The organism is Streptomyces sp. KR55 (assembly GCF_052245645.1).
Taxonomy (GTDB): Bacteria; Actinomycetota; Actinomycetes; order Streptomycetales; family Streptomycetaceae; genus Streptomyces; species Streptomyces flavusporus.
On the sequence record NZ_JBQQCE010000536.1, the window covers coordinates 1 to 6329 of the forward strand.

The 6329-nt window shown below is 72.8% G+C and carries 8 protein-coding genes; 7 read left to right on the forward strand and 1 reads right to left on the reverse strand.

The annotated features are described in order from the left end of the window. The first annotated feature begins 249 nt into the window (after window positions 1–249). The 4 genes from alr to ACTWQJ_RS44475 all read left to right on the forward strand — a co-directional run bounded on the left by alr (window position 250) and on the right by ACTWQJ_RS44475 (window position 3574). Entirely contained in the window at window positions 250–1428 is a 1179-nt protein-coding gene (gene alr / locus ACTWQJ_RS44460; RefSeq protein ID WP_443312085.1) for an alanine racemase, read from the forward strand. An 85-nt stretch (window positions 1429–1513) separates the two neighbouring features. Next, window positions 1514–2758: an alpha/beta fold hydrolase gene (locus ACTWQJ_RS44465; protein ID WP_443312086.1), complete on the forward strand. Its 1245-nt coding sequence runs from the start codon at window positions 1514–1516 to the stop codon at window positions 2756–2758. Continuing rightward, entirely contained in the window at window positions 2730–3236 is a 507-nt protein-coding gene (gene tsaE / locus ACTWQJ_RS44470) for a tRNA (adenosine(37)-N6)-threonylcarbamoyltransferase complex ATPase subunit type 1 TsaE (protein WP_443312087.1), read from the forward strand. Before ACTWQJ_RS44465 ends, tsaE begins: the two co-directional genes overlap by 29 nt. Window positions 3237–3391: 155 nt before the next feature. Then, a complete protein-coding gene (locus tag ACTWQJ_RS44475; protein WP_443312088.1) occupies window positions 3392–3574 on the forward strand; it encodes a hypothetical protein in 183 nt (60 codons plus the stop codon). A gap of 2 nt (window positions 3575–3576) precedes the next feature. On the opposite strand, the gene ACTWQJ_RS44480 is transcribed toward ACTWQJ_RS44475, so the two are convergent. Then, window positions 3577–4122 (reverse strand): hypothetical protein, encoded by a 546-nt coding sequence (locus ACTWQJ_RS44480; RefSeq protein WP_443312089.1) that lies wholly within the window; start codon window positions 4120–4122, stop codon window positions 3577–3579. 109 nt (window positions 4123–4231) lie between these two features. On the opposite strand from ACTWQJ_RS44480, the gene tsaB reads away from it, so the two are divergent. The 3 genes from tsaB to tsaD all read left to right on the forward strand — a co-directional run. Further along, window positions 4232–4885: a tRNA (adenosine(37)-N6)-threonylcarbamoyltransferase complex dimerization subunit type 1 TsaB gene (tsaB, locus tag ACTWQJ_RS44485; protein WP_443312090.1), complete on the forward strand. Its 654-nt coding sequence runs from the start codon at window positions 4232–4234 to the stop codon at window positions 4883–4885. A 29-nt stretch (window positions 4886–4914) separates the two neighbouring features. After that, window positions 4915–5460: a ribosomal protein S18-alanine N-acetyltransferase gene (gene rimI / locus ACTWQJ_RS44490; RefSeq protein WP_443312092.1), complete on the forward strand. Its 546-nt coding sequence runs from the start codon at window positions 4915–4917 to the stop codon at window positions 5458–5460. Continuing rightward, a partial coding sequence (gene tsaD, locus ACTWQJ_RS44495) for a tRNA (adenosine(37)-N6)-threonylcarbamoyltransferase complex transferase subunit TsaD (RefSeq protein ID WP_443312091.1) occupies window positions 5453–6329 on the forward strand: 877 nt, incomplete at its 3' end. The genes rimI and tsaD, both read left to right, overlap by 8 nt.

Sequence of the window (6329 nt, forward strand, 5' to 3'; positions counted from 1 at the left end):
ACCCGGCGCTTGCGGGTGCCTCCCCCACTCTCGGCTTCGCTCGAGCGGGGGGACCCCCCTCGCCCACCCGTGCCGCCCTGGGGGTCCCCCAGGCCCTTAAGGCACTGGGGGAGGCACGACTGCCCGCAGCTACGGCGGCTGCGCGATTGGCCGCAGCTACGTGCGGCGCGACTGCCCGCAGCTCCACGGGGGTCAGCTCTCGGGGTCGTTGTCGAAGGGGTGTCCGAGGGCTCTGAGACACTGGGCGCGATGAGTACGACTGCGCATCTGCCCAGCGCCCCGTTGCGTGCCCGGGCCGAGATTGATCTGGGGGCCCTTCGGGCCAATGTGCGTGCCCTGCGTGCGCAGGCGCCCGGTGCGGCTCTGATGGCCGTGGTGAAGTCCGAGGCGTATGGCCACGGGGCGCTGCAGTGCGCCCGTGCGGCGGTGGACGCGGGGGCGACCTGGCTGGGTACGGCCACGCCCGAGGAGGCGCTGGCGCTGCGCGCGGCGGACGGGCTGCCGGCGGACGTCAGGATCATGTGCTGGCTGTGGACGCCCGGCGGGCCCTGGCGGGAGGCGATCGAGGCCGATCTCGACGTCTCCGTCAGCGGGGTGTGGGCCCTGCGGGAGATCACCGAGGCGGCGCGCGGGGCCGGCCGGCCGGCGCGGGTGCAGCTCAAGGCCGACACCGGGCTCGGCCGGGGCGGCTGTCAGCCGGGCGAGGACTGGGCCGAGCTCGTCGGGCAGGCGGTCAGGGCGGAGGCCGAGGGGCTCGTCCGGGTCACCGGGCTGTGGTCGCACTTCGCCTGCGCCGACGAGCCCGGGCATCCGTCCATCGCCCTCCAGCTCGGGCGGTTCCGGGAGATGGTGGCGTACGCCGAGGGGGCGGGCCTGCGGCCCGAGGTGCGGCACATCGCGAACTCGCCGGCCACGCTCACACTGCCCGAGGCCCACTTCGACCTCGTACGGACCGGGATCGCGTTGTACGGCATCTCGCCCAGCCCCGAGATCGGCACCCCGGCCGACTTCGGGCTGCGCCCCGTGATGACGCTGTCGGCCTCGCTGGCGCTGGTCAAGCAGGTCCCCGGGGGGCACGGGGTCAGCTACGGGCATCGGTACACCACCCCCGGCGAGACCACCCTCGGCCTCGTCCCGCTCGGCTACGCGGACGGCATCCCGCGGCACGCCTCGGGGACCGGCCCGGTGCTGATCGGCGGCAAGTGGCGGACCGTCGCGGGGCGGATCGCGATGGACCAGTTCGTCGTCGACCTGGGGGGTGACGTGCCCGGGACGGGGGCGGAAGCCGTACTGTTCGGGCCCGGCGACCGCGGGGAGCCCACCGCCGAGGACTGGGCGCAGGCCGCGGGGACCATCGCGTACGAAATCGTCACGCGCATCGGAACGCGCGTTCCCCGCGTCTATGTGAACGGGGAGCAGGACGGGTAACCCGCCCAGGGTCCCGCAGCAGTACATCGTGTGTGACAGACACCGGAACCACCCGACCCACCAGCCCGGCGAAGAGGAGCGGTACGTGAGCGAGAGCAGTGCGGAGGGCGTCGCGAGCGCCGCCGCGGCGGCCGTCGCCTCCGCAACGGGGGCGGCCGGCAACTGGCGCAAGGTCACCGGCATCGCGGGCGCCGCCATAGGAGTCATCGCCGCGGGCGCGGCGGCCGGCGTCGCGATAGAGCGGATGACGGTCGGCCGCGGCATACGGAAGAAGGCGCGGCTCGCCCTCGACTCGGCGGGGCCGTACGGCGCCCTGCGCGGCATGCCCGGCCGCGCCTACGCCGAGGACGGCACCGAGCTGTACTACGAGGTCGACGAGGCCGAGACCGAGGCGGGAGTGGCACCGCGCCGCCGCCGGCTCTTCGGCCGCAAGGCGCCCGCGCCCGTGACCGTCGTCTTCAGCCACGGCTACTGCCTCAGCCAGGACTCCTGGCACTTCCAGCGGGCCGCGCTCCGGAGTGTCGTACGGACCGTCCACTGGGACCAGCGCAGTCACGGCCGGTCGGGCCGGGGGGCGGCGCAGGTGCGGGACGGCGTGCCGGTCAGCATCGACCAGCTCGGCAGCGATCTGAAGGCCGTCCTCGACGCGGCCGTGCCCGAGGGGCCGATCGTGCTGGTCGGGCACTCCATGGGCGGGATGACGGTGATGGCCCTGGCCGACCGGTATCCGGAGCTGATCCGCGAGCGGGTCGTCGCCGTGGCGCTCGTCGGTACGTCGTCGGGGCGGCTCGGCGAGGTCAACTTCGGGCTGCCCGTCGCGGGCGTCAATGCGGTGCGGCGGGTGCTGCCGGGGGTACTGAGGGCGCTCGGGCAGCAGGCCGAGCTGGTGGAGAAGGGGCGGCGGGCTACCGCCGATCTGTTCGCCGGGATCATCAAGCGCTACTCCTTCGCCTCCCGGGACGTCGACCCGGCCGTCGCCCGGTTCGCGGAGCGGATGATCGAGGGCACGCCGATCGACGTGGTCGCCGAGTTCTACCCGGCGTTCACCGACCACGACAAGACGGAGGCGCTCGCTCTCTTCCAGGACATGCCGGTGCTCGTCCTGGCCGGGGTCAAGGACCTCGTCACGCCCAGCGAGCACAGCGAGGCCATAGCCGATCTGCTGCCGGAGGCCGAGCTGGTGCTCGTGCCAGACGCCGGGCACCTGGTGATGCTGGAGCACCCGGAAGTGGTCACCGACCGGCTCGCCGACCTGCTCACCCGCGCGGGTGCCGTTCCCGCAGGGGCTACCGTGGGTGGCTATGGAAGCACCACCGCACAACCCGGCTGAGACCGAGCTGATCGTCCACTCGCCCGAGCAGATGCGCGAGCTCGGCCGCCGTCTGGCCAAGCTGCTGCGCGCCGGCGACCTGGTGCTGCTCAGCGGTGAGCTCGGCGCGGGCAAGACGACGCTGGCCCGCGGACTCGGCGAGGGCCTCGGGGTGCGCGGCGCGGTCACGTCGCCGACGTTCGTGATCGCCCGGGTGCACCCCTCCCTGGGGGACGGGCCTCCGCTGGTCCACGTCGACGCGTACCGGCTGGGCGGCGGCCTGGACGAGATGGAGGACCTCGACCTCGACGTCTCGTTGCCCGAGTCGGTGATCGTCGTGGAGTGGGGCGAGGGCAAGGTCGAGGAACTGACCGACGACCGGCTGCACGTCGCGATCCACCGGGCCGTCGGGGACACGACGGACGAGGTGCGGCACGTGACGCTCACCGGGCTCGGGGAGCGCTGGGCCGCGGTGGACCTGGGCGTGCTCTCGGCCTGAGAGGCCGTGAGGCCGTGTGGCCTGGGAACTTCATGAACGTTCCGACAATACGTCGGCAAGATGTTGCGTCCGGCCGTTCGGGCGTGGTCACATGGTATCCAGTTCGTAGTTAGGTGTACCTAACTACGTCCGCCCCCGGGCCTCAGGAGGCGTCCATGTCGGCTACGGAACGAGACGAGACGGTGCCGCGCGTGGTGGCCGGGGTGTCGATGCGTGACCTGCTGGCGTCCTGCGCCGCCGCGCACGCGATCTCGACGCCGCCGCGCGACCCCGAGCCGAGGGCTCCACAGGTACCGCGCGTACGCCAGGCCCCCGAGGACCACCGCGAGGCGGCGTAGCTCTATCGGATGACGACGACCTTCTGGCCGATCGTCGCGAACTTCCACATTTCGTTGCCGTCCGCGCGGGACTGGCGGATGCCGCCGGTCCGCGCCTTCGGGTCGGGCGGTGGGGTCAGGCCGTTCTTCGCCGCGCTGAAGCCGATGGGCACATGGCCCACGCTGGTGAAGCGGACGACGTGCTCGACGGGGATGCCGTCGGATCCGGTGACCGCGCCCGAGCGGGACGTGACGTAGTAGGTGGCCGGCGCGGGGTCGACGGTGCTTGGGGTGACCCGGAACGTGCGCATGACCCTGTTGTCCGGGCCGACCAGCCACACCCGGTCGTCGTCCAGCGAGTACACGACCCGTTCGCCGGTGCCGGAGTTGCCGGGCAGGGCGGTGGGGTTGCTCCTGTCCCGGGGCGCCTTCGACGCAGCCGCCGACCTGCCGCCCGCAGCACTCAGCTCCGCCGGGATGTTCGCCGACGCCTGATAGCCGAGATACCCGACCGTCGCGAGGGCCGCCGCCGTGAGACCGGTGACGAGTCCGGCGCTGGTGCTGGACACGGACGTCCACCTCCGGGTCGTTTTGTCCATATCTGTAGTGAATCTGTGGTGACGCTAGCAGCAGCGGAGGCGTGGGCCGGGGTGCCCCGAGGAGCCGTAGGCTGTTTGCGTGCTCTTGCTCGCTCTCGATACCGCAACTCCCGCCGTCACCGTCGCGCTGCATGACGGTACGGACGTCATCGCCTCGTCGAGCCAGGTGGACGCCCGCCGGCACGGTGAGCTGCTGCTGCCGGCCGTCCACCGTGTGCTCGGCGAGGCGGGGCTCACACTGGACGCCGTCACGCGGATCGTCGTGGGGATCGGCCCGGGCCCGTACACCGGGCTGCGCGTCGGGCTGATGACCGCCGACACCTTCGGGCTCGCGCTCGGCGTGCCCGTGCACGGCGTGTGCACGCTGGACGGCCTCGCCTACGCCGCCGACATGGAGGGCCCCTTCGTCGTGGCGACCGACGCCCGGCGCAAGGAGGTCTACTGGGCGCGGTACGCCGACTCCCGCACCCGTGTCACGGACCCGGCCGTCGCCCGCCCCGCCGACATCGCCGCGCAGGTCGAGGGGCTGCCCGCGGTCGGTGCGGGCGCGCTGCTGTACCCGGACACCTTCCCGGTCGTGCATGAGCCCGAGCACGTGTCCGCGGCCGCCCTCGCCCGGCTGGCCGTGGAGCGGCTCGGCAAGGGTGAGGAACTCCCCGCACCCCGCCCGCTGTATCTGCGCCGGCCGGACGCCCAGGTGCCCAAGAACTACAAGGTGGTCACCCCGAAGTGACCGAGCCCGTGACGCCCGTGCTGCGTGAGATGCGCTGGTGGGACATCGATCCCGTGCTGGAGCTGGAGCGGGACCTGTTCCCCGAGGACGCCTGGTCGCGGGGCATGTTCTGGTCCGAGCTCGCTCATGCGCGCGGCCCCGGGGCGACCCGGCGGTACGTGGTCGCTCAGGACGAGGCCGGCCGGATCGTCGGGTACGCGGGCCTCGCCTCCGCCGGTGACATCGGGGACGTCCAGACGATCGCCGTCGCCCGTGACCACTGGGGCACCGGACTCGGCGCGCGGCTGCTGACCGAGCTGCTGCGGGCGGCGACCGCCTTCGAGTGCGCCGAGGTGATGCTCGAGTGCCGGGTGGACAACGTCCGCGCCCAGAAGCTGTACGAGCGCTTCGGTTTCGAGCCGATCGGCTTCCGGCGTGGCTACTACCAGCCGGGGAACGTGGACGCCGTGGTGATGCGTCTGTCGACCGCGTCCGACAGCGGCTCCGCCGCGGGCGTGCCCTCTGCCCCCTCTGCCCCCTCGGCACCCTCGGCACCCTCCGCACCCTCTGAACAAGGAACCGAGATCCATGACTGACGAACCCCTGGTCCTGGGGATCGAGACCTCCTGCGACGAGACCGGCGTCGGCATCGTCCGCGGCACCACCCTGCTCGCGGACGCCGTCGCCTCCAGCGTCGACGAGCACGCCCGCTTCGGCGGGGTCGTGCCGGAGGTCGCGTCCCGCGCGCACCTGGAGGCGATGGTGCCGACCATCGACCGGGCGCTGAAGGAGGCAGGGGTCAGTGCGAAGGACCTCGACGGCATCGCGGTGACCGCAGGTCCGGGGCTCGCGGGCGCGCTGCTCGTCGGGGTCTCGGCGGCGAAGGCGTACGCGTACGCGCTGGGCAAGCCGCTGTACGGCGTCAACCACCTCGCCTCCCACATCTGCGTCGACCAGCTGGAGCACGGGGCGCTGCCGGAGCCGACGATGGCGCTGCTGGTGTCCGGCGGGCATTCGTCGCTGCTCCTCTCCTCCGACATCACCTCCGACGTCCGCCCGATGGGAGCGACCATCGACGACGCGGCCGGCGAGGCCTTCGACAAGATCGCCCGGGTGCTGAACCTCGGCTTCCCGGGCGGCCCGGTCATCGACCGGTACGCGAAGGAGGGCGACCCGGACGCCATCGTGTTCCCGCGCGGTCTGACCGGCCCGCGCGATCCGGTGTACGACTTCTCCTTCTCCGGGCTGAAGACGGCCGTGGCCCGCTGGATCGAGGCCAGGCGGGCGGCGGGGGAGGAGGTGCCGGTGCGGGACGTGGCGGCGTCCTTCCAGGAGGCGGTCGTGGACGTGCTGACCCGCAAGGCCGTACGGGCCTGCAAGGACGAGGGCGTCGACCACCTGATGATCGGCGGCGGTGTGGCCGCCAACTCCCGGCTGCGGGCGCTGGCCCAGGAGCGGTGCGAGG

Coding starts and splice junctions, on each gene's coding strand:
- ACTWQJ_RS44475 (WP_443312088.1), top strand. CDS start 3,392: ATGTCGGCTACGGAACGAGACGAGACGGTGCCGCGCGTGGTGGCCGGG.
- tsaE (WP_443312087.1), top strand. CDS start 2,730: ATGGAAGCACCACCGCACAACCCGGCTGAGACCGAGCTGATCGTCCAC.
- alr (WP_443312085.1), top strand. CDS start 250: ATGAGTACGACTGCGCATCTGCCCAGCGCCCCGTTGCGTGCCCGGGCC.
- rimI (WP_443312092.1), top strand. CDS start 4,915: ATGCGCTGGTGGGACATCGATCCCGTGCTGGAGCTGGAGCGGGACCTG.